This window comes from Pseudomonas sp. GW821-FHT02H09, assembly GCF_059421425.1.
Window position 1 is genome coordinate 107,005 of record NZ_JBWKVA010000020.1, and the last position, 21,424, is coordinate 128,428.

Annotated in this window: 19 protein-coding genes and 2 pseudogenes; 14 read left to right on the forward strand and 7 right to left on the reverse strand. The window is 59.9% G+C overall.

All coding sequences use genetic code 11. From position 1 onward, the window contains the following. Positions 1-13: 13 nt before the first annotated feature. On the forward strand, positions 14-865 hold the full coding sequence (locus tag AC07VR_RS24245; protein ID WP_495012791.1) for an urea carboxylase-associated family protein: 852 nt from the start codon (positions 14-16) through the stop codon (positions 863-865). A 132-nt stretch (positions 866-997) separates the two neighbouring features. Here the strand turns inward: AC07VR_RS24245 and AC07VR_RS24250 are convergent, their stop codons facing one another. Then, entirely contained in the window at positions 998-1,165 is a 168-nt protein-coding gene (locus tag AC07VR_RS24250; RefSeq protein ID WP_494993824.1) for a DUF2897 family protein, read from the reverse strand. A 118-nt stretch (positions 1,166-1,283) separates the two neighbouring features. Then, entirely contained in the window at positions 1,284-2,648 is a 1,365-nt protein-coding gene (eat, locus tag AC07VR_RS24255; protein ID WP_495012792.1) for an ethanolamine permease, read from the reverse strand. 450 nt (positions 2,649-3,098) lie between these two features. On the opposite strand from eat, the gene kdpF reads away from it, so the two are divergent. From kdpF to AC07VR_RS24285, 6 genes are all read left to right on the forward strand, one after another. After that, positions 3,099-3,188: a K(+)-transporting ATPase subunit F gene (kdpF, locus tag AC07VR_RS24260; RefSeq protein WP_007899818.1), complete on the forward strand. Its 90-nt coding sequence runs from the start codon at positions 3,099-3,101 to the stop codon at positions 3,186-3,188. 8 nt (positions 3,189-3,196) lie between these two features. Continuing rightward, positions 3,197-4,900 carry a potassium-transporting ATPase subunit KdpA gene (gene kdpA, locus AC07VR_RS24265; protein WP_495012793.1) on the forward strand — a complete coding sequence of 568 codons (1,704 nt, stop codon included), beginning with the start codon at positions 3,197-3,199 and terminating at the stop codon, positions 4,898-4,900. A gap of 17 nt (positions 4,901-4,917) precedes the next feature. Then, complete coding sequence (gene kdpB, locus AC07VR_RS24270) at positions 4,918-6,999, forward strand: potassium-transporting ATPase subunit KdpB (protein WP_495012794.1); 2,082 nt, start codon at positions 4,918-4,920, stop codon at positions 6,997-6,999. 83 nt (positions 7,000-7,082) lie between these two features. Then, positions 7,083-7,628, forward strand: coding sequence for a potassium-transporting ATPase subunit KdpC (gene kdpC, locus AC07VR_RS24275; RefSeq protein WP_494993828.1), 546 nt, complete (start codon positions 7,083-7,085; stop codon positions 7,626-7,628). Between the two features lie 132 nt (positions 7,629-7,760). After that, positions 7,761-10,418 (forward strand): DUF4118 domain-containing protein, encoded by a 2,658-nt coding sequence (locus AC07VR_RS24280; RefSeq protein WP_495012795.1) that lies wholly within the window; start codon positions 7,761-7,763, stop codon positions 10,416-10,418. A 48-nt stretch (positions 10,419-10,466) separates the two neighbouring features. Beyond that, on the forward strand, positions 10,467-11,162 hold the full coding sequence (locus AC07VR_RS24285; protein ID WP_495012796.1) for a response regulator: 696 nt from the start codon (positions 10,467-10,469) through the stop codon (positions 11,160-11,162). A 21-nt stretch (positions 11,163-11,183) separates the two neighbouring features. Here the strand turns inward: AC07VR_RS24285 and AC07VR_RS24290 are convergent, their stop codons facing one another. Beyond that, on the reverse strand, positions 11,184-12,224 hold the full coding sequence (locus AC07VR_RS24290; RefSeq protein WP_494993831.1) for a patatin-like phospholipase family protein: 1,041 nt from the start codon (positions 12,222-12,224) through the stop codon (positions 11,184-11,186). Between the two features lie 221 nt (positions 12,225-12,445). Here AC07VR_RS24290 and AC07VR_RS24295 point away from each other — a divergent pair, with 221 nt between their 5' ends. From AC07VR_RS24295 to AC07VR_RS24305, 3 genes are all read left to right on the forward strand, one after another. Continuing rightward, positions 12,446-12,724, forward strand: a complete 279-nt coding sequence (locus AC07VR_RS24295; protein WP_495012797.1) for a hypothetical protein — start codon at positions 12,446-12,448, stop codon at positions 12,722-12,724. Between the two features lie 91 nt (positions 12,725-12,815). Beyond that, positions 12,816-13,583 (forward strand): CHAD domain-containing protein, encoded by a 768-nt coding sequence (locus AC07VR_RS24300; RefSeq protein ID WP_494993833.1) that lies wholly within the window; start codon positions 12,816-12,818, stop codon positions 13,581-13,583. Between the two features lie 277 nt (positions 13,584-13,860). Continuing rightward, a complete protein-coding gene (locus AC07VR_RS24305) occupies positions 13,861-14,658 on the forward strand; it encodes an acyl-CoA thioesterase (RefSeq protein ID WP_494993834.1) in 798 nt (265 codons plus the stop codon). Between the two features lie 6 nt (positions 14,659-14,664). Here the strand turns inward: AC07VR_RS24305 and AC07VR_RS24310 are convergent, their stop codons facing one another. From AC07VR_RS24310 to AC07VR_RS24320, 3 genes are all read right to left on the reverse strand, one after another. Beyond that, complete coding sequence (locus AC07VR_RS24310; protein WP_495012798.1) at positions 14,665-15,027, reverse strand: terminase; 363 nt, start codon at positions 15,025-15,027, stop codon at positions 14,665-14,667. 202 nt (positions 15,028-15,229) lie between these two features. Next, positions 15,230-16,711, reverse strand: a complete 1,482-nt coding sequence (locus tag AC07VR_RS24315) for a methyl-accepting chemotaxis protein (protein ID WP_495012799.1) — start codon at positions 16,709-16,711, stop codon at positions 15,230-15,232. A gap of 231 nt (positions 16,712-16,942) precedes the next feature. After that, entirely contained in the window at positions 16,943-17,749 is an 807-nt protein-coding gene (locus AC07VR_RS24320; RefSeq protein ID WP_495012800.1) for a TatD family hydrolase, read from the reverse strand. A 234-nt stretch (positions 17,750-17,983) separates the two neighbouring features. Between AC07VR_RS24320 and AC07VR_RS24325 the strand changes: the two genes are divergently transcribed. Next, positions 17,984-19,405, forward strand: a complete 1,422-nt coding sequence (locus AC07VR_RS24325) for an MltF family protein (protein WP_494993838.1) — start codon at positions 17,984-17,986, stop codon at positions 19,403-19,405. 103 nt (positions 19,406-19,508) lie between these two features. After that, a complete protein-coding gene (locus AC07VR_RS24330) occupies positions 19,509-19,943 on the forward strand; it encodes a DoxX family protein (protein WP_494993839.1) in 435 nt (144 codons plus the stop codon). Positions 19,944-20,012: 69 nt separating this feature from the next. Here AC07VR_RS24330 and AC07VR_RS24335 read toward each other — a convergent pair whose 3' ends face one another. Continuing rightward, positions 20,013-20,474, reverse strand: a complete 462-nt coding sequence (locus AC07VR_RS24335; RefSeq protein WP_495012801.1) for a VOC family protein — start codon at positions 20,472-20,474, stop codon at positions 20,013-20,015. Between the two features lie 440 nt (positions 20,475-20,914). Here AC07VR_RS24335 and AC07VR_RS24340 point away from each other — a divergent pair. Continuing rightward, positions 20,915-21,117 (forward strand): annotated as a pseudogene (locus AC07VR_RS24340) (ABC transporter permease subunit); the annotation flags it as partial. Continuing rightward, a pseudogene (locus tag AC07VR_RS24345) lies at positions 21,097-21,403 on the forward strand (MetQ/NlpA family ABC transporter substrate-binding protein); the annotation flags it as partial. The pseudogenes AC07VR_RS24340 and AC07VR_RS24345, both read left to right, overlap by 21 nt. Between the last annotated feature and the right edge of the window lie 21 nt (positions 21,404-21,424).

The window sequence follows — 21,424 nt, forward strand, 5'->3', positions numbered from 1 at the left end:
GAGGATGTTCACTATGTACAAAGACTATCCCGCGGCTTACCAGGTCAGCAAAGGCTCGGCCCTGCAGGTGGACAAGGCCTTTTATGAGCGGATCCGTGACACCAGGGACGGTCGCACGCTGATCGACCAGTTCGAAGTCCCGATCCGCACGGGTCGTGCGTGGAAGGTCCCGGCCGGGCATGTCTTTCGCGTGACCACCCCGGTCGGCCCGCAAGTGGGGGATTTCAATGTCTGGAATGCCAATGATCCGCGCGAACGTTTGTGGGCTGCACGTACCCGTCAATTGCAGGGCGCGCATGTCAGCACCCATGACCGGCTCTGGTCGAACCTGCCGTTTTTGCGGCCTTTGGTGACCATCACCGATGACAGCCTGGCGAGTTACGGTATCGATGAACATGGTGGTCGACTGCACGATTTGCTGGGCACCCGCTGCGATCCTTATGTAAACAAAATGCTCACCGGTGAAGATTTCCACCATCACTGCCATTCGAACCTGACCCGCGCTGTATTGCCCCATGGCCTGACCGAGTTTGACGTACACGATGTGCTGAATATCTTCCAGTGCACCGGTCTCAACCACGACGACATGTACTTCATGAAGGCCTGCCCGGCACAGAAGGGCGACTATCTGGAGTTCTTTGCCGAAATCGATTTGCTCTGTGCCTTGTCCACGTGCCCGGGAGGTGATTTGTCGCTCGCGATGTGGGGGCCGGATGCGCAGGATCCGCTGAGCGTCTGTCGTCCATTGGGGGTGGAGATCTATCGGCTTGAAGATTCATTGCTCGAAGGCTGGAGCCAGCCTGAGCGCGCGGCCTACAAGGGGATGCACGGATTGCACATTGCCAAGGCTGAATGGGAAAAATAGAAGCGCTGGAGCCCTTGCCGGGATTTGAAGTCAGGCGCTATTTGTGGCGAGGGGGCTCCCTCGCCACAGTTCTGTGCATGGCGATAGATAAGAAAACCCCCGTCATTGGTTCTCAATGGCGGGGGTTTTTAGTCAACGATCCCGCGCATCCTTGGCGTCCGCTTCCGCGTTGCGTTCAGCCACGCGTTTACGTTGCTCTTCGGTCAGCTCCACCTTGTTTGCGGTGTCGCGCAGTATCATTAATCCGCCGACAATCGAGCCGATAGCAAGAACCAGAATCAACCAGGCATACCAAGGCATAGGGCTCTCCTTAAGGGCAGGCCATCGGGCGAAGGATTTCGCGCAACGGTCATGCATATACCACCTTTGAGTAGTTCCATTGTAGGCCTGATCCGTCTGGATAGCGCTTCCTCAGTGTTTACAGCCCGGTCAGCATTGCATCGGCGGGGGCATCGGCGCGCAGTTGTGCGGTCATCTGGAAGTACCCAAAACCGACCGCCATGAAACCCAGAAAGATCATCCCGATCAACGTATTGAACCAGGCCATCGCCACCAGACACACCACCGCCAGAAACAGCGCGATGGCTGGCACCAGCGGATAGCCCGGCGCGCGGAAAGTGCGCTCCAGCAGCGGCTCGGTTTTGCGCAGTTTGAACAGGCTGAGCATGCTCATGATGTACATCACGATGGCGCCGAACACCGCGATGGTGATCATCGCCGCGGTGAGGGTCATGCCGCCCAGGTTGATCAGGCCATCGCTGTAAATCGCCGCGATGCCGATCAGCCCGCCGGCAATGATCGCCCGGTGCGGGGTCTGGAAACGCGACAGTTTGGCCAACGATGCAGGGAGATAACCGGCGCGGGCCAGGGCGAAGAACTGCCGCGAGTAGCCGAGGATGATCCCGTGGAAACTTGCCACCAGGCCGAACAGGCCAATCCATACCAACATGTGCAGCCAGCCAGAGCTTTCGCCAACCACTGCTTTCATCGCTTGTGGCAGCGGATCGTTGATGTTCGACAGGGTGCGCCAATCGCCCACGCCGCCAGCGAAGAACATCACGCCCATGGCCAGCAACACCAGGGTCAGGATGCCGCTGATGTAGGCTTTGGGAATGGTGCGTTTCGGATCCTTGGCTTCTTCGGCGGCCATGGCCGCGCCTTCGATGGCGAGGAAGAACCAGATGGCAAACGGAATCGCCGCAAACATCCCGGCAATCGCCGGCGCGCCGAAGGTATCGGTACCGGCCCAGCCGTTGAGGGCAAAGTTGCTGAAGCTGAAAGCCGGCGCCACCACGCCCATGAATACCAGCAGTTCGACGACGGCCAGCACGCAGACCACCAGTTCGAACGTCGCGGCCAGTTTGACCCCGAGGATGTTCAGCCCCATGAACACGATGTAGGCGCCGACCGCTGCGTGTTTCGGGTCGAGGGCGGGAAATTGCACATTCAGATAGGCGCCGATGGCCAGGGCAATCGCCGGCGGAGCGAAGACGAATTCGATCAGCGTCGCCAGCCCGGCAATCAGCCCGCCTTTTTCACCGAATGCTCGACGGCTGTAGGCGAATGGCCCGCCCGCATGAGGGATAGCGGTCGTCAGTTCGGTGAAGCTGAAGATGAAGCAGGTGTACATCGTCGCGACCATCAACGACGTCACCAAAAAGCCCAGCGTCCCGGCCACGCCCCAACCGTAACTCCAGCCAAAGTATTCACCGGAAATCACCAGACCGACCGCGATACCCCATAAATGCAGCGTGCCCAAGGTGGGCTTGAGTTGTGTGTTCATGCGTTGCTCCCCGAACGGTTTGAAGTGCTCGGGGGAGGAGGTGTGCAGCGGGCATGCCATATCGAGAAAGCACGTCGTAATGGACGGAAAACTGTCGTATCGAGGATGTTCGCGGCTGGATGCCCGCTGTTTGTGCGCTACTTGAGTGCGGTGGTGGAAGTTCTGACGCTATCGCGAGCAAGTCCGCTTCCACACTAGACCTGTGTTATTTGATCGTTCCCATGCTCCGCGTGGGAATGCTGCCATGGACGCTCTGCGTCCGTTCTGGATGTGACGCGGAGCGTCACGGGATGCGTTCCCACGCAGAGCGTGGGAACGATCAGGCACCGCAGTACCCCCACTTTTTACACTTTTTTTATGCCGCGCCTCACCCCTCGATCTCGTTCCTTTACAGCCTCCCTGCGGACAATGGCTCCACACGCGGCAATCGCCGTACGACGGAGAAATCCCATGAGCGTTCTGGACGGAGTGTCACTGCTGCTGGCAGTGGGGCTGTTCATTTATCTACTGGTTGCGCTGTTGCGCGCCGATCGGAACTAGGAGCGGCTATGCACAGTTATGACTATTGGCTGATCCTTGCCTTCTTCGCTCTGGTGCTGATACCGGCACCCTTTCTGGGACGGTTCTACTACAAGGTGATGGAAGGCCAGCGCACCTGGTTGACGCCGGTTCTTGGGCCGGTGGAGCGCGGTTGTTATCGCATTGCCGGGGTCGACCCGCAGACCGAGCAGAGCTGGCAGAAATACACCCTGGCCTTGCTCGCCTTCAACCTCGCGGGCTTTTTGCTGTTGTTCGCGATCCTGCTGTTTCAGGACTACTTGCCGCTCAACCCGCAAAACCTGCCGGGTCAGGAGTGGACGCTGGCGTTCAACACCGCCATCAGTTTCATGACTAATACCAACTGGCAGTCCTACAGCGGTGAAGCCTCCCTGAGCTACCTCAGCCAGATGGTTGGACTGACCGTGCAAAACTTTGTCAGCGCCGCCACCGGCCTCGCCGTGCTGGTTGCCTTGTGTCGCGGCATCGGTCGCAAATCGGCGCAAACCCTGGGTAACTTCTGGGTAGACATGACCCGTGCCACGCTCTACGGCTTGTTGCCGTTGTGCTTGCTACTGGCGCTGTTTCTGGTCTGGCAAGGCGTACCGCAAACCTTCGCCCATTACGTGAACGCGCTGACGATGCAGGGCGTGGATCAAGTGATTCCTCTGGGGCCTGCGGCCAGCCAGATTGCGATCAAACAACTGGGCACCAACGGTGGTGGCTTCTTCGGCGTCAACTCGGCCCATCCGTTCGAGAACCCGACGGCCTGGAGCAACCTGTTCGAAGTCTCGTCGATCATCCTGATCCCGGTTGCCCTGGTGTTTACCTTTGGCCATTACGTGAAAGACCTGCGTCAGAGTCGGGCGATCATCGCCTGCATGCTGGCGCTGTTCCTGATCGGCGGCGCTACCTCGCTGTGGGCCGAGTACCAGCCGAACCCAACCCTGGACAACGTCACGGTCGAACAGACCGCGCCACTGGAAGGCAAGGAATCGCGTTTTGGTACTACCGCCACGGTGCTCTGGTCGGTGACCACCACAGCGGCGTCCAACGGTTCAGTCAATGCGATGCATGACAGCCTCAACCCGCTGACCGGCATGGTCGCGCTGGTCAACATGATGGTCGGCGAAGTGATCTTCGGCGGCGTCGGTGCCGGCCTTTACGGCATGTTGCTCAACGTATTGATTGCGGTGTTCCTCGCCGGCTTGATGATTGGCCGCACCCCGGAATACCTCGGCAAGAAACTCCAGGCCAGGGAAGTCCAGTTGCTGGTGGTGACCTTGCTGGTGATGCCGGTCGGCGTTCTGGTGCTCGGTGCGATCGCGGCGAGTCTGCCGGGTCCGGTGGCAGCGGTGAGTAACCCAGGCCCCCACGGTTTCAGCCAGTTGCTGTACGCCTACACCTCGGCCAGCGCCAACAACGGCTCTGCGTTCGGCGGCTTCAGTGCCAACACCGCGTTCCATAACCTGATGCTCGGTCTTGGCATGTTGATCGGCCGCTTCGGTTACATCCTCCCGGTACTGGCGTTGGCCGGCAGCCTGGCGATGAAGAAAACCGCGCCCATTGGCCAGAACAGCTTCCCGACCCATGGCCCGCTGTTCGTGACCTTATTGACTGTGACCATTTTGCTGGTAGGCGGCCTGACGTTCCTGCCGACCCTGGCGCTGGGTCCTATCGCTGAACATCTGAGCATGGCTGCTTTTGGGCTCTAGAGCTGAGGGATTTGATAATGAATATGCCCGTTCCTGTATCAAACAAAGCTGCACCGAAAAAAGCCGCTGCCGTTAAAGCGCCGGAGCAACCGAAAACCGCGATCTCGGCCCTGTGGCGTCCGGCGCTGGTGCAAGCTTTCGTCAAACTCGATCCTCGGCAATTACAGCGCGCGCCGGTGATGCTGGTGGTGGAGCTGACGGCGATCCTCACGACCGTGCTGTGCTTCGTGCCCGATACCGCAGTGCCGACTTACGTCGCGGCGCAAATCGCCTTGTGGCTGTGGTTTACCGTGTTGTTCGCCAACTTCGCTGAAGCCCTGGCCGAAGGCCGTGGCAAGGCCCGTGCCGATAGCCTCAAGGCTGGCAGCGAAGGCTTGAGCGCCCGGCGCAAAAAATCCGATGGGAGCTTTCAGGTGGTGCCCGCTACCAGCCTGCGCAAAGGCGATATCGTCCGCGTCGAAGTCGGGGAAATGATCCCGGGTGACGGCGAGGTGATCGAAGGCATCGCGGCAGTCAATGAGGCGGCGATTACCGGTGAATCCGCGCCGGTGATCCGCGAGTCCGGTGGCGACCGCTCGGCCGTCACCGGCAATACCCGGCTGGTGTCCGACTGGTTGCTGGTGCGCATCACCGCCAACCCCGGTGAGTCGACACTCGATCGCATGATTGCCCTGGTGGAAGGCGCCAAACGTCAGAAAACCCCGAATGAAGTGGCGCTGGATATCCTGCTGATCGGTCTGACTCTGATCTTCCTGCTGGTGGTCGTGACTTTGCAGCCGTTCGCTCACTTCGCCAACGGCAGCCTGCCGCTGGTGTTCCTGGTGGCGTTGTTGGTGACCCTGATTCCGACCACCATCGGTGGCCTGCTGTCGGCCATCGGTATCGCCGGGATGGACCGTTTGGTGCGCCTCAACGTGATCGCCAAATCCGGTCGTGCGGTGGAAGCTGCGGGTGATGTGCATGTGTTGTTGCTGGACAAGACCGGCACCATCACGTTCGGCAACCGTCGCTGCACGGCGATTTACCCCGCTCCAGGCGTCAGCGCCAAAGAGCTGGCCGAAGGCGCGTTGCTCGCCTCGCTCGCTGACGACACGGCGGAAGGCAAGTCCATCGTCGAATACTTGCGCGGACATTATCCACAGCCTGAACCCGCCACCAATGTGCTGACCGCGGTGCCATTCAGTGCTGAGACCCGGTTGTCCGGTGTTGACTACCAGGGCCGCGTTTACCGCAAGGGCGCAGTGGATTCGCTGCTGAACTTCGTCGGTTTGCAACGTCGCGATCTGCAGTCCGTACTGTCGCGGGAAATCGACAAGATTGCCCAGAGCGGCGGTACACCGTTGCTGGTGTGCGCCGAGGGCAAATTGATCGGTGCGATCCACCTCAAGGACGTGGTCAAACCCGGCATTCGCGAGCGCTTCGCCGAACTGCGCAAGTTGGGTATCCGCACCGTGATGGTGACCGGTGACAACCCGCTGACCGCCGCCGCCATTGCCGCTGAAGCAGGTGTCGATGACGTGCTGGCTGAAGCCACACCGGAGAAAAAGCTGGCGCGTATTCGTCATGAACAGAATGACGGTCGTCTGGTGGCGATGTGTGGCGACGGTGCCAACGACGCTCCGGCGCTGGCCCAGGCTGATGTCGGTATGGCGATGAACGATGGGACCCAGGCTGCGCGTGAAGCCGCGAACATGGTCGACCTCGACAGCGATCCGACCAAGCTGCTGGATGTGGTGCAGATCGGCAAAGAGTTGCTGGTGACCCGTGGTGCGCTAACCACTTTTTCCATCGCCAACGACGTGGCCAAGTACTTCGCCATCCTGCCGGCACTGTTCGCCTCGATTTATCCACAGCTGGGCGTGCTCAACGTGATGCACCTGAGCAGCCCGCAGAGCGCGATCCTTTCGGCGATCGTCTTCAATGCCTTGATCATCGTGGTGCTGATCCCGCTGGCTCTGCGCGGCGTACGAGTGCAGGCGGCGAGCGCAGCGGCGTTGTTGCGACGCAATCTGCTGATCTACGGCGTCGGCGGCATCGTGGTGCCGTTCGTGGGCATCAAATTGATCGACATGCTGCTGACGGCGTTGCATCTGGTTTAACGCTCCCTGAGGCGCGAGTTCTTGTGGCTTGGGGCAAGCTCCCTTGCCACAGGGCTATGTATTTCCAATTTGAGGATTCGATGATGTCCACTATGTTACGTCCGGCCTTGAGCCTGATTGTTCTGATGACCCTGATTACCGGTGTGGCCTATCCGCTGGTGGTGACCGGTGTAGCGCAGGTGGCGTTCCCGGCTCAGGCCAATGGCAGCCTGGTGCGCGATGCCGACGGCAAGGTTCGTGGCTCGGCGCTGATCGCCCAGGATTTCACCGGCGATGCCTGGTTCCATCCGCGGCCTTCGGCGGGTGCTTTCGCCACGGTGTCAAGCAGCGCCAGCAACCTGTCGCCGAGCAACCCGGCGCTGGCCACTCGTGTTATTGACGATGCCAACAAACTGTTCGTACCGGGGCAGGGGGCCGTACCGCTGGCATTGCTCACCACCTCCGGTAGCGGCCTTGATCCACACTTGCCACCGGCAGCGATTGTCTATCAACTGGCGCGGGTTGCGGCCGCACGCAACCTGCCGGTTTCGACCCTGCAGCAATTGGTGGATACGCATGTCGAACAGCCCCTGGTGGGGCCGCCGGTGGTGAATGTGCTGGCCTTGAATACAGCGCTGGAAAAGTTGTAGACGATGATCGTTCCCATGCTCTGCGTGGGAATGCAGCCAGGGACGCAGAGCGTCCCAGAAGCGGACGCAGAGCGTCCAATGATTCATTCCCACGCGGAGTGAACGATCAATACCTGCCAAAAGAGATAGCCCATGAGTGATTCCGGCCGTGCCGACGCGCTGTTAGCAGATTTACCAAGCGACGGTCGTGGCCGGCTCAAGGTTTTCCTCGGCGCCGCCCCCGGCGTTGGCAAGACTTACGCCATGCTTCAAGCGGCCCACACACAACTGCGTCAGGGCGTCAAAGTTCTCGCCGGCGTGGTGGAAACCCATGGCCGCGCGGAAACCGAAGCGCTGCTCGGCGGTTTGCCGCAGCAGCCGTTGGTTCGTTCCGAATACCGCGGCGTGGTGCTTGAAGAGATGGACCTCGACGGCCTGCTGAAAGCCAAAGCAAAGCTTGTACTGGTCGATGAACTGGCCCATACCAATGCTCCCGGCAGTCGTCATGCCAAGCGCTGGCAGGACATTCAGGAACTGCTGGCGGCCGGCATTGACGTGTTCACTACGGTCAACGTCCAGCATCTGGAAAGCCTTAACGATCAGGTGCGCGGAATCACCGGGGTGCAGGTCCGGGAGACGTTGCCCGACTGGGTGTTGCAGGAAGCCTACGAACTGTTGCTGATCGACCTGCCGCCCCGGGAGCTGCTGGAGCGTCTGCGCGACGGCAAGGTTTATGTGCCCGAGCAGGCGCGGGCGGCCATCGACGCGTTTTTCACCCAGACCAACCTCACCGCATTGCGCGAGTTGGCGATGCAAACCGCTGCGGCCCAGGTCGATAATGACTTGGCGCAAGGCTATCGGCAGTTGGGCCAGGCAGCACCGGCGGTACGCGGGCGACTGTTGGTGGGTGTCGACGGTGACGCGCAGGCCGAACGTCTGGTGCGCCACGCCAGTCGGGTTGCCCAGCGGCGGCATTTGCCATGGAGTCTGGTGCATGTGGATAACGGCGGTGTGCGCGACGAGCAGTCACGTTTACGCCTGCAAAGCGCCCAACAACTGGCCGAACGTCTGGGCGGTGAAGTGGTGTTGTTGCGTGCCGGCGAGGTCGCGAAAACCCTGATTCAACACGCCGCCGAGCGCCGTGCCAGTCTGGTGCTGGTCGGTCAGTCAAGGCAGCGTTTGCGTCGTCGGCTGTTCGGCGGAGGGCTGGCCTCGCGCTTGTTGCGCGATGCGCGAGGGCTGGAAATCAACGTCCTCGACGGTGACATAGACCGGCCAGCACCGCGTATGCGCGCGCCACATTCGTTGGTCTGGTTCGACTATGCGCTGGCGGTGTTGGCGACGGTGCTGGCCACTGCCTTGGCCTGGGCGGTGGCCAGTGTGTTGCCGCTGCCGAACATCTCGCTGGTGTTCCTCGCTGCCGTGCTGCTGGTGGCGGTGCGCAGCAGCCTCGGCCCGGCCCTGGCCTGCGCGGCGCTGTCGTTTTTGACTTACGACTTCCTGTTCATTCCACCGAACTTCTCCTTTGCCATTCAGCGCGAAGAAGATGTGCTGACGCTGCTGTTCTTCCTGTTGATGGCGGCGTTGACCGGTAACCTCGCCGCGCGTCAACGGCGACAGTTACAGGCTCTGCGCGACACCCAGGAGGAGACCAGCGAATTGCTCGACCTGTCGCGCAAACTCACCGCCGCGACTGATCGCCAGGCGGTAGTCAGCGCTGGCGCGCAGCATCTGAACGGCTGGAACGAGCTGCAATTGTGCCTGCTCAACCGCGATAGCCTGGCCCCCGGCGGCTGGAAGGTCGAAACCGGCGGCCCGCTGCAGTTTTCCGAGGCCGAGCGCGCTGCCGCCGACTGGGCCTGGCAACACGATCAACCCGCGGGCATGGGCACCGGGACCCTGCCATTCGGGCATTGGTGGTGGTGGCCATTGTCGATGGAAGAGGGGCCGCTGGGGTTACTCGGGGTGTGCACCAAAGACGGCCAGCCACTCAGCGGTCAGCGGCGGCGTTTGTTGACTGCGCTGAGTCAGCCATTGGCTCAAGCCCTGGCCCGGGCGCAATTGGCCGAGGATCTGGAGGCAGCACGTCTGCATGGTGAAACCGAGCAACTGCGCAGCGCTTTGCTGGCGTCGGTGTCCCACGACTTGCGTACCCCGCTGACCTCCATGCGTGGCAGCATCGACAGCTTGCTGGCCTTGGGCGAGGCGATTCCATTGGAGGACCGTCGGGAGTTGCTCGAAGGTACCCGCGATGAAGCCGAGCGACTGGATCGTTATATCCAGAACCTGCTGGACATGACCCGTCTTGGGCATGGCGCGCTGAAGCTGGCGCGCGATTGGGTGTCGCCGGCTGATATCGTCGGCAGCGCGCTGAATCGGCTGCGAGCGGTACTGGCACCATTACAAGTCAGCATCGATGTGCCGAGCGAATTACCGTTGCTCTACGTGCATGCCGCGTTGATCGAGCAAGCGCTGGTTAACGTACTGGAAAACGCTGCACGTTTTTCTCCGGCTCAGGGGCGTTTGCAACTGTGCGCCGGTTCGACCGATAGCGAGCTGTTCTTTGCGGTGAGCGACGAAGGGCCGGGCATTCCGGAAGCCGAGCGCGCAAAGATTTTCGACATGTTCTACACCGCTGCTCGCGGTGATCGGGGAGGGCAGGGCACGGGGCTCGGTCTGGCGATCTGTCAGGGCATGGTCGGCGCCCATGGCGGGCGTATCAGTGTGGCTGACGGTATCGAAGGTCGTGGCACCTGCATCACGATCCATTTACCGTTGCAGGAGCAGCCCGGACTTGAAAGTGAAGCCTGACATTCCATGCGCTACTCTAGCGTCACTTCTTTATCTTGATCAGAAACCATGAGCCAGACCGCGACCATTTTGGTCATCGACGACGAACCACAGATTCGCAAGTTTCTGCGCATCAGCCTGGCTTCTCAGGGCTATAAAGTACTGGAGGCCGGCACCGGCAGCGAAGGTTTGGCTCAGGCCGCGCTGAACAAACCGGATTTGCTGGTGCTCGACCTCGGCTTGCCGGACATGGACGGCCAACAAGTGCTACGCGAATTTCGCGAATGGTCGAAGGTGCCGGTGCTGGTGTTGTCGGTACGCGCCAGCGAGGGGCAGAAGGTCGAAGCCCTCGATGGCGGTGCCAACGACTACGTGACCAAGCCTTTCGGCATTCAGGAGTTCCTCGCCCGGGTGCGCGCCTTGCTGCGTCACTCACCCGCAGGTGAGGCACAGGAAGCGGCGCTCAGGTTCGGTCCGTTGACGGTGGACCTGGCCTATCGCCGCGTGCTGCTGGACGACACTGAAGTGGCGTTGACCCGCAAGGAATACGCGGTGCTGGCGCAATTGGCTCGGCACCCCGGACGCGTCATCACTCAACAGCAATTGCTCAAGGACATTTGGGGCCCGACCCACACCGAAGACAGTCATTACCTGCGGATTGTGGTTGGTCACCTACGGCAAAAACTGGTGGACGACCCGACCCAACCGAGGTTTATCGTGACCGAGGCAGGTGTCGGGTATCGGTTGATTGATGCCTTGGGTTAGGTCGCGCCCCGGCAACGCTCTTCAAAGCTGATCATTCTCATAGCGATCCAGCGTATCGCGGGCGATCTCCCGGCCCAGGGCGATCAGCTCCGGCGCTTTGTAAAACTCGAAAAACCGGCACACCCGTTTCGGCACGTTGATCAGGACATCCGGCGGGTAGCCAGCGATTTTGTATTGTGCCAGTGAGGTCTGCATCACTTCGAAACTCTGGTTGATCAAGTCCAGCAATGATGCCGGGCCGACGTTGTCGATAATGAACGAGCCGGTGGCTGACTTCGGTGCACCAGGGGTTTGCGGGGCGGCCGCCGGTTGCTGAGCTTCAGGTTCGGCGGACTCGATCCACGGGTTATTGATGTCGGCGGCATCTGCTCGCAGGGCTTCCTGTTCGAGTAACAGCAACTTTTCAGCTTGTTTTCGACGAAACGGTAAGCGCGAGCCAAGGGAGTTGATCAGACTGTCGAAGCGGATTTTGAACGCCGCTGGGCGCTGGATCACCGGCAATTGATAGCGCCTTTGGTTGGTCGAGTTGAGGTTGACCGCGATGATCAGGTCGCAGTGGCTCGAGACCACCGGCACGATCGGCAGTGGATTGAGCAGGCCGCCGTCCACCAGCATCCGGTTGCCCTGCATCACCGGGGTGAACAGGCTGGGGATTGCTGCCGAGGCGCGCATTGCCTGGTGCAGGCAACCTTCCTGGAACCAGATTTCCTGTTGATTGGTCAGGTCCGTGGCGACCGCCGTGTAGGGGATGCGCAGGTCTTCGATATTGATTTCGCCGACGATCTTGCGGATCTGCCCGAAGATCTTTTCCCCACGAATCGCTCCGAGACGGAAGCTGACATCTACCAGACGCAACACGTCGAGGTAGTCCAGGCTTTCAATCCAGTCGCGGTAGTCGTTGAGTTTGCCTGCGGCATAGATCCCGCCGACCACCGCGCCCATGGAACAACCGGCGATGCAGGCGATGTCGTAACCGCGTCGTTCAATTTCTTCGATGACCCCGATATGGGCATAGCCCCTGGCGCCACCGGAGCCCAGCACCAACGCGACACGTTTTTTCATGACTCGCCCCTTCGTCAAACTTGAGTCAACAATGCACCCATCATGGGCCTTGCTTCAATCGCTGCTGATCGAGGGTTTGGGGGCAAGGTCGTTTTTTCGATAATCAATGGCGACAGGCGAGTATTCTCGCCCCAGCTATATTCATCAGGGGGGCAAGGCACTTTTTACGGTGCTGGCCGTCATACCGTGCACGATTGTTTTTCTATCTTGAGGTGTCATCAATGAAAGCCTGGATTTGTCTGCCGTTGATTGCGTTGGCTCTGGCTGGTTGTGCCGGTAAATCGGCGTATCGTGACAGTTGCGGTAGCCAGCTGGACGCGGCCTGGCAGGAGCTGGACCTGGCCAAGGCCGAAGGTTTCGCTGGCACCGTCAGCTACTCCAAGGCGCTGTCCTTGCTGACCGGAGCCAAGACTCAGCAGCAGTTCGAGGCGTTCGAAGGCTGTACCAAAAAAGCCGAGAAGGCCCGTTTCTACATTCGTGAGTCGCGTGCCGGTCGTTGATCAAAGGATTGATGAGGTAGCGCAGGGCTTTGCGGCATCATTGCTGCAGGTTTGCCGTCGCAACATTGAATGTTCGATTCGGGAGTAAACCATGTCTGCCTTGGTGGATCGGTTGGTGGCTCAGGTGTTGAGCCTGGAAGTTCGCTTGCGGGCCTGCCAGGCGCGACTGAGTGCGACGACTGATGATGAAGCGCTGCATGATCTGCGCACCACGGTTCGCCGGTTGCGCAGTCTGCTGCGACCCCTGCGTGGTTTGCCCGGAGTCGAGCAACTGGAAGCGGCGGCGGCCGGAGTCGGCAACCTGACCACCCCCTTGCGCGACCGGGAAGTACTGGCCGCCTACTTGCACAGTCATGGTCAGCATGAAGCGGCCCTGCGCCGCACGGTGCAAATGGCTAAAGCCTATCCCGCGGTGGCGACGGGTCCTGAGCTGGCGCAACTGTTTCTCATACTCGACGCGTTTCCGCGCTTTCTGCGAGCCTCCCAGCGTCAGGGATTACTCAAAGGCTTGCGTCAACGCATCGAAAAGCGTCTGGCCAAACTGTGGGACGCTCTGGATAAGGCATTGCACGATCCAGAGCATGACCGACATCGCTTGCGCCTGTTGATCAAGCGCGTGCGCTACGCAGCCGAGTCCTATCCTGAACTGGACCCGTTACCGGTCAAGGCTATGCCTCGATTGAAAGCCGCTCAAGAGGCGCTCGGCAACTGGCATGATTGCTGGCAATGGCTGGCCAAAGCTGAGCAAGAGTCCGATTTGCAGCCCTGTGTGGCGGTTTGGCGAGTGACCATGGTCAAGGCCCAGGCAAGCGCAGATCTGGTGCTGGACACGCTTAGCGCGGCTTGCTTCAAATCCTGAACACACCCGTCGTAGCAGCTGCCGAAGGCTGCGTTCGGCTCGGGCCGCGTTCGGACGTAGCAGTCGTAAAACCCGCCGACGCGGATTAACAGTTACACCGCAATAACCGTATTCACGACTGCTTCGCAGCCGAACGCAGCCTTCGGCAGCTGCTACAAGTCCGCGGGTTACCGGGAGCGTTCGGCTTATCTGTCCGCTTTTTTGGCCGGAATAAGTGCTGTGCAGTCCCCGTCCGATGGTTAAGATCCTTGAGTCTTTTTTCTGGCTTGAGGCTTTTATGCGCTTTTGTGATTTAGTCGACGCCGTGCGCAGCACTCCGCTCGAGCTGTCTATCCCGGCGGAATGGGCTCAGGGGCGTGCCAGTTTTGGCGGGCTGATGGCCGCATTGCAGTACGAGGCCATGCGCGCAAAAGTTCCGGCAGATCGTCCGGTACGTTCGTTGGCGATCACCTTTGTCGGCCCGGCCGAACCTGGTGTGCCCGTCAGCTTTGAAGTGGATGTATTGCGCGAAGGCAAGGCTGTCAGCCAGGTGCTGGGTCGGGCCATGCAGAACGGGCAAGTGGTAACGCTGGTCCAGGGCAGCTTTGGCGCCTCCCGCGCTTCGGAAATCGACGTGGCGGCCGAACCGGCCCCCGAAATGAAACACTGGGATGACTGTCAGGAACTGCCTTATATCAAGGGTGTGACCCCGGAATTCATGCGCCACCTGGCGATGCGTTGGAGTGTTGGTGGTTTGCCATTCACTGGCAACAAGTCGCGGGAGATGGGCGGTTGGGTGCGTTTGCGTGGGGATGTCAAGGAAGAGCCACTGACCGAGGCACATATTCTGGCGCTGGTGGATGCCTGGCCTCCGGCCCTGTTGCCGCACTTGAGCAAACCGGCGGCGGGCAGCACCCTGACCTGGACCATCGAATTCGTGCAGCCATTGCTGGCGCTGAGCACGCTGGACTGGTGCAAGTATCGCGTGGTCATCGAGCATGCCCGCGACGGTTATGGCCATGCGGCAGCAGCGTTGTGGAGCCCAGAAGGACAGTTGATCGCCATGAGTCGGCAGACGGTTACCGTCTTCGGTTAAAACCGCTCAATGCCGGTGGCGCTCACGCCAGGCGCGCCACCATCCACCGCTCAAGACATACCGTGCAAAGGTCAGGAACTGTTCGACCATCAGGCGTTGCACGGCGTCTTTGCGGTCACTGAACGGCTCGCGGGCTTGCACCTCCAGGCTGTGGCCGTGGCGCTGCAGGCCCAACGCGGCGAGCAAGCCAACGACGCCGATGGCAACGTTCAGAAAGCTCATCCCGAACACACCCGAAACGATCAGTAGAAACGCCAGGATGAACAGCGGCACGGCAATCAGGTGCAACACCAGATTAGTCGGGTTGCGAAGGTTTTCGGGGGGCGCCCGCCATTGCCAGGCGGGGAGATTGGGGTGACGTTTGCCCATGCTGGAAATCCTCGATCCGTGTAAAACCCATGAATAAAGAATAGGTCGGGCAAACGGCTTCGGCGAATCAAGGCTGGCTATCGCTGCAATAGGTATCTCGAGATTGATGTTAGCTGCTTTATTGTCATCGCGGGCAAGCCCCGCTCCTCCAAGGGCACTGGCAATCCTGTAGGAGCGAGGCTTGCCCGCGATGATGGCGTCCTTACAGCTTGAGCTGGCCTATCGCCTTGCTCAACTCACCGGCCAATGTCGCCAGTTCATTACTGGTGGTGGCCGAGTCGATGGTCTGTTGCACGGTGTTCTCGGTCACGTCGCGAATGCTCACCACCGCACGATTCATTTCTTCTGCGACCTGGCTCTGCTGTTCGGCGGCCACGGCGATTTGTGTGTTGCTTGTGAGCATCTGCGCTACAGCACCGGTGATTTCTGTGAGTGCCAGGCCCGCTTCCTCGGCCTGCTGCACGCAATCGTCAGCCTTGAACGAGCTTTCCTGCATGAAGTCCACGGCATCCCGGGTCCCGGCTTGCAGGGCGCAGACCATAAGGGTGATCTCGTCGGTGGAGGCCTGCACCCGTTTGGCCAGGTTGCGCACTTCATCGGCGACCACCGCAAAGCCACGGCCCATTTCACCGGCCCGGGCGGCTTCGATCGCGGCGTTAAGTGCCAGCAGATTGGTTTGCTCGGCAATGCTGTGAATCACGCCGACTACACCGTTGATCTTCTGGCTGTCTTCGGCCAATCGCTGAATCATCTCCGCGGTTTGCCGTACGCCGCTGGAAAGCCCGGCAATCGATTGCTGCACGCGGCTGACCACATCCTGCCCGCTGCCGGCCAGGGTGTCGGCGGTTTGCGACAAGTCGCGCGTCGCTCCGGCATGCTCGGCGATGTGATAAACCGTGGCCGACATCTCGTTGATCGCGGCCGCGGCCTGATCGGTCTCGCTTTGCTGGCCAAGCATGCCGTGGCGCACCTCATTCATGCTCGCGGCCAGCCGTGCAGCGCCGACATCCAATTGTTCGGCGGTGTGCGCCACGGTGTTGACCACCCGTTGGTAGCCGGCCTGCATGGCGTTAAAGGCGCTGGCCATTTGCCCGACTTCATCTTTGCAGGCCAATGGCACGCGGGCCGACAGGTCGCCGGTTTTTTCCACGTGCAGCATCACGTCTTTCAAGGTGTTGAGCTGGCTGAGCAAAAAACGGATCAGCAACTGCGAGGCACCAAGCATTGCCAACATCAGGATGAACACCGCCACCGCGTAGTTGGCCAATCGTTCACCGAACACCTGGCTCAGGCTTGGGCCATAGGCCAGTACCGCGACCTGTTCACCATCCGCTCGGGACACAATGTCGGCGCCCAGCAACGGGTTGTCGCCCAACAGCGGCATAGCGTTGAGCTCGACCCAGCCGCTGGCGTTGTTCAACGCCGGTAATGGCTGTCCGTTCAGGGAGGGAATCTGGCCCCGACTGAAGCTCAGCAGGTGGTCTGCCTTGGGCAAGGATTGTCCGACGGACCAGGCATTCAGCAAGCGCGCCTGGGCCTGGGCTGAGGTCTGTGAGGCTTGGCTGCGAGCCTGCTGTTCGAGCTGTACGGCATACAGCACCAACAGCAGGGTAGTGATGAATGCGACCGCGTTGACGGCCCAGAATTTGTACTTCAGCGAGATGTTGCTAAGCCAGGCACCCATGGAAGGTCTTCTCTGATAGCGGAAACAGTTTTGGCAAGGTGCCATTATTGTGCCGCTATCCAGGCGAAGGGTTGTTGATGTGGGTCAATGGTGGGGGGATGGGCGACAGATTTTGTTGATTGTCAGGGCCTCTTCGCGGGCAGCCTCGCTCCTGCAAAGGCACCGTAATCCCCGTAGGAACGAGGCTGTTGCCCGCGAGGCGACGGTACAATCAACGTGGATTTTTCTGATTCACTCTATCGACGGCAGCCCATAAAACGTCCGGGCACACGCCGTGCTGTGTGCTGCCACATCTTCCAGGCTCTCACCGCGATGCAACGCGACTTCGCGCAAAACTTCTGTCAGGTACGCGGGTTCGTTGCGACCGTTTTTCGGCTTCGGCCGCAGACTGCGCGGTAACAGGTACGGCGCATCGCTTTCCAGCATCAAGCGCCCGCGCGGAATCTCGCGAACCAGTGGGTGCAGGTGAGTGCCACGGCGTTCGTCGCAAATCCAGCCAGTGATGCCGATGTGCAAATCGAGGTCGAGGTAGCTGAACAGCGCCCGTTGCTCACCGGTAAAACAATGCACCACGGCGGCGGGCAAACGGTCACGGAAGTCGCGCAGGATTTCCAGCAGCCGCTGACTGGCGTCGCGCTCATGGAGGAACACTGGCAGTTGCAGTTCAACCGCCATCGCCAAATGCTCTTCGAGCACCTTTTCCTGCTGCGGGCGTGGTGAAAAGTCGCGATTGAAGTCCAGGCCGCATTCACCCACGGCACGCACGCTCGACTCTTTGAGCAGGCCGCGCAAGCGTTGAGCGCTATCGGCGTTCCAGTCACTGGCCGAGTGAGGGTGAATCCCCGCCGTGGAGAACAGTCGTTGCCCGGTTTTGTCCAGTTGTTGGCACAGTTCAAGCGCCTGCTCACTGCCCTCGACACTGGTGCCTGTGAGGACCAGTTGGCAGACTCCGGCGGCATAGGCGCGGTCGAGTACGGCCTGGTGTTTGTCGGCAAAACTTGGGTTGGTCAGGTTGACGCCGATATCGATGAGTTGCATGGTGCTACCTCGGACCAAAGGCCGGAAAGCATATCAGAGCTGTAGATTTATAAGAAAAACCAAGAACTACAATGAGTTAAAGCTGTCTTTTGATGCCGGAAGAAAGCTTCGGTTGGCCGTCCAGCCATCGCTTGCCAGTCTTTCGCACGCTGCCAGCGCTCTAAGCGCTCTGTTTCTGTCGCCCAACTTCCCGAAATTACTCGAGAGGCTGGACAGTATCTTCCCGGAGAGCGGATGACGAGACCCTCGGTTTTGCTTGTGCTGTGCTTGTCGTTGCTGCTGCCGATGCCCGCGGTTGCACGTTTGGCCGGCCCCCCCGTGGCTGTTGTGTCAGGCAAGGTTCGCGACCTGGCGCAGATCCGTGACAGTCGCGTCCTGCGGGTGCTGGTCAACCAGAGCCGCAACAGTTCCGGCGAAGTCCAGGGCCAGACCATTGGCGTCGAATACCATCGCCTGCGTGCCTTCGAACAATACCTCAACGGTCAGGCCCCTGACGGTCAGGAAATCAACCTGAAGATCATTCCCAAAGCCAAGGATCAATTGCTCGGTGCCCTTGAGCGCGGCGAGGGCGATCTGGTTGCTCCCGGCGAATTGCTGAGCCCTCAGTCAGGACACGCCATCAGCTCCAGTGACCCGATCATCAGTAACGTTCCGTTGTTGTTGGTAGGGATCAAAGGTGAGCGGCATTTCACCCGCCTTGAGCAGCTGTCCGGGCACACGTTGGCGCTGACCACGGGGAGCGCGGCGGGTGAGGCAATCAATCAGATCAATCAGAAACTGGCGTTGCGCAAGTTGCCGCCGGTCAAGGTCGAGTGGGTCGATCCCAGCCTTGCCGTCGAAGATGTGCTGGAAATGGTTCAGGGCGGGATTTTCCACCTGACCATCGTCGAGCAACCGATTGCCGAGCGTTGGGGCAAGATTCTGCCCAAGCTGCGTTTCGATCGGCAGGTGATCATCAGTGAGTCGGGCGAAGAGCATTGGTTTGTGCGGCGCGACGCGTCGATGCTCCGGGCGAGTATCGATCGCTTCCTGAAAACCTATAAAACACCAGCGGACCAGGACGTCGCGTTTCTGCGCATCTATCGACGCCTGGATCAGGTCCACTATCCTCTGGCCCACGCCGACCGCCAGCGCCTGGAAAAACTACGCCCGGTCCTGCAAAAACATGCCCGCGAACAGGGCCTGGACTGGCTGAACCTGGCCGCGCTGGCGTTCAAGGAGTCAGCGCTGCAACCGAGCGCGAAGAGCGGCGGCGGTCCCACGGGTTTGATGCAAATTACCCCTTCGGCGGCTCAGCGGGTGGGGGTCAATGATATTCAGTCACTGGACGGCAATGTGCAGGCCAGTGCCAAGTACCTGGGGCTGATCCGCCGCAAGTTCTTCGCCAGCCCCAAGCTCAACGAGCGCGAGCGCATGGCCTTTGTGCTTGCGGCCTACAACATCGGCCCGGAGCGGGTTCAGGGCATGCGCACCGAGGCCAGACGGCGCGGCTTGAATCCCGACCAGTGGTTTTTCCAGGTGGAACGCATCGCCCTGGAGCAGGCGGGAATGGGCGCCGTCAGCTACGTCAATAGCGTCAACAAGTACTACCTGGCGTTCGATCGGGAACGGGGTTCGCTGGAGACCCAGCCGCAAAAGGTTGCTTTACGGAAATGATCGATAAATTTGATTGTTATGGCGAGATTTTTGCGCTTTTAACATGATATTTACTGATTAATATAGCGACCAACCAACCCCTACATCAAAAGGAAGACACAGCATGAGCACACTGATCAAAACCGCACTGTCCACCCGCGCAGGCTACGGCCTGGCTGTACTGCGGATCTTCGTCGGCATCATCTTCGCTGCTCACGGCTCGCAAAAGCTCTTTGGTCTATTTGGCGGTTACGGTCTGGCCGGCACGGCGCAGTGGATGGAAAGCATCGGTCTGGCGCCGGGGCATCTGATGGCCCTGTTGGCGGGTGGTACCGAGTTCTTCGGCGGCCTGGCACTGATCATCGGTTTACTGACCCGTCCTGCGGCACTGGGCCTGACGTTCACGCTGCTGGTGGCGATCTTCTCGGTGCATATCAGCAACGGTTTGTTCATGGCCAACAATGGTTATGAATTCGCTCTGGCCTTGCTGGGCGGTACGGTAGCGGTTCTGCTCGAAGGTGCTGGCAAGCTGTCGCTGGATCGCATCATTGCCAAGTAACTTTCGACACAACCTTGATCAGTAAAAAATCCGGAATCTGAAAGATTCCGGATTTTTTATGCCTGCTGCTTATCCCTGCTTGAACATCTCTGCGGCACGTTTGGCGATTTCTTCTTTCGACAGATTTTCCTTACGGCTGGAGATAAACCACAAATGACCGTATGGATCTTTCAGGGTGCCTGAGCGATCGCCGTAGAACTGGTCTTTCACTTCAGAGACAGCCACACCTCCAGCAGCAATCGCCTGCTTGTACTGCTTGTCGACATCGTTCACATACAAATGCAGCCCCACCGAGATGCCGGCCTGTTCAGGGCTGCTCAGGGACGCCGCTGCGCATGGGGTGGCGAGCATGATGGCCGAGTCGCCAATGCGCAGTTCGGCGTGGCCAATGTCGCCGTTGGGCGCCACCAGACGCATGACTTCAGTCGCACCGAACGCTTTCTTGTAGAACTCGATCGCTTCGGCGGCTTTTTTGATGCCCAGATAGGGCGTGATGCTGTGGTAACCCTCGGGTATCGGTTTAACGCTCATGTTGGTTCTCCTTTTTTTGCTGGGGATGAACGTAATCCTTCACCGTTTTCCGGTCGATTCACTATAGGCCACGACAGGTAGCGCAACTGAGGGGCCGACGGGCAGCAGCATGGCTACTGTTCAGCCATCAACAGCAAAGCAGCAGTTTGCTTCGCTGCACTAAATCGAATGGCTATAAGAGGCTCCCAACCCACTGAAAACAAAGGGGCAAGCGTTCAGGCACAGAAGCTGCAATTGCTCATTGCAATCACTGTTGACCCGAGAGCGTTGTATGTCTGCCTTGCCTGAATCTGCCGATTATCCGATCCATCCTCCGGCCGCCGATCTGATCCGTGATGACGCCCAAGCCCAGCTCGTGGCCGAGCGCGTGGCTGCGGTACTGCTGGAACAGGACGCCGAGCGCGATCGCAGTCGGCAGGTGCCCGTCGACATTGTCGATCTGTATTCCAACATTCGCTCGGTTAGTGGAAACCGCTTTGCGCGAAGTCGACCGTGGTGTGGTGGAAGCGACCCAGGCAATGGGCGCCAACACCTGGCAAATCATTCGCCACACATTATTGCCCGAGGCGGGCTGCTGGCAGCCGTCACCGTTAGGGCCATTGTGCTGGTGGATTACACGGCGGATCTGGTGCCGGTGGTCGGGGTGCACCGCCTACTCGACGAAGATCAAGAACATCGCTGACTTGAAGGACGGTGCCTCGGTGTCGATCCCTAACGATCCGGTGAACACCGGCCGGGCGCTGGTGCTGCTGCACGAAGCCGGATTGATCAAACTCAAGGATCCGGGCAATACCCTGGCGACTCAGCGCGACATCATTGAAAACCCCAAACATCTGAAAATTCGCGAGCTGGAAGGGGCGTTGCTGGCGGGTTCGGTCCGCCAGTTCATCCTGACCCGGTACAAAGGGCAGATTGCGCCGGGGTTTTGAGGGATTCAATGATCGTTCCCA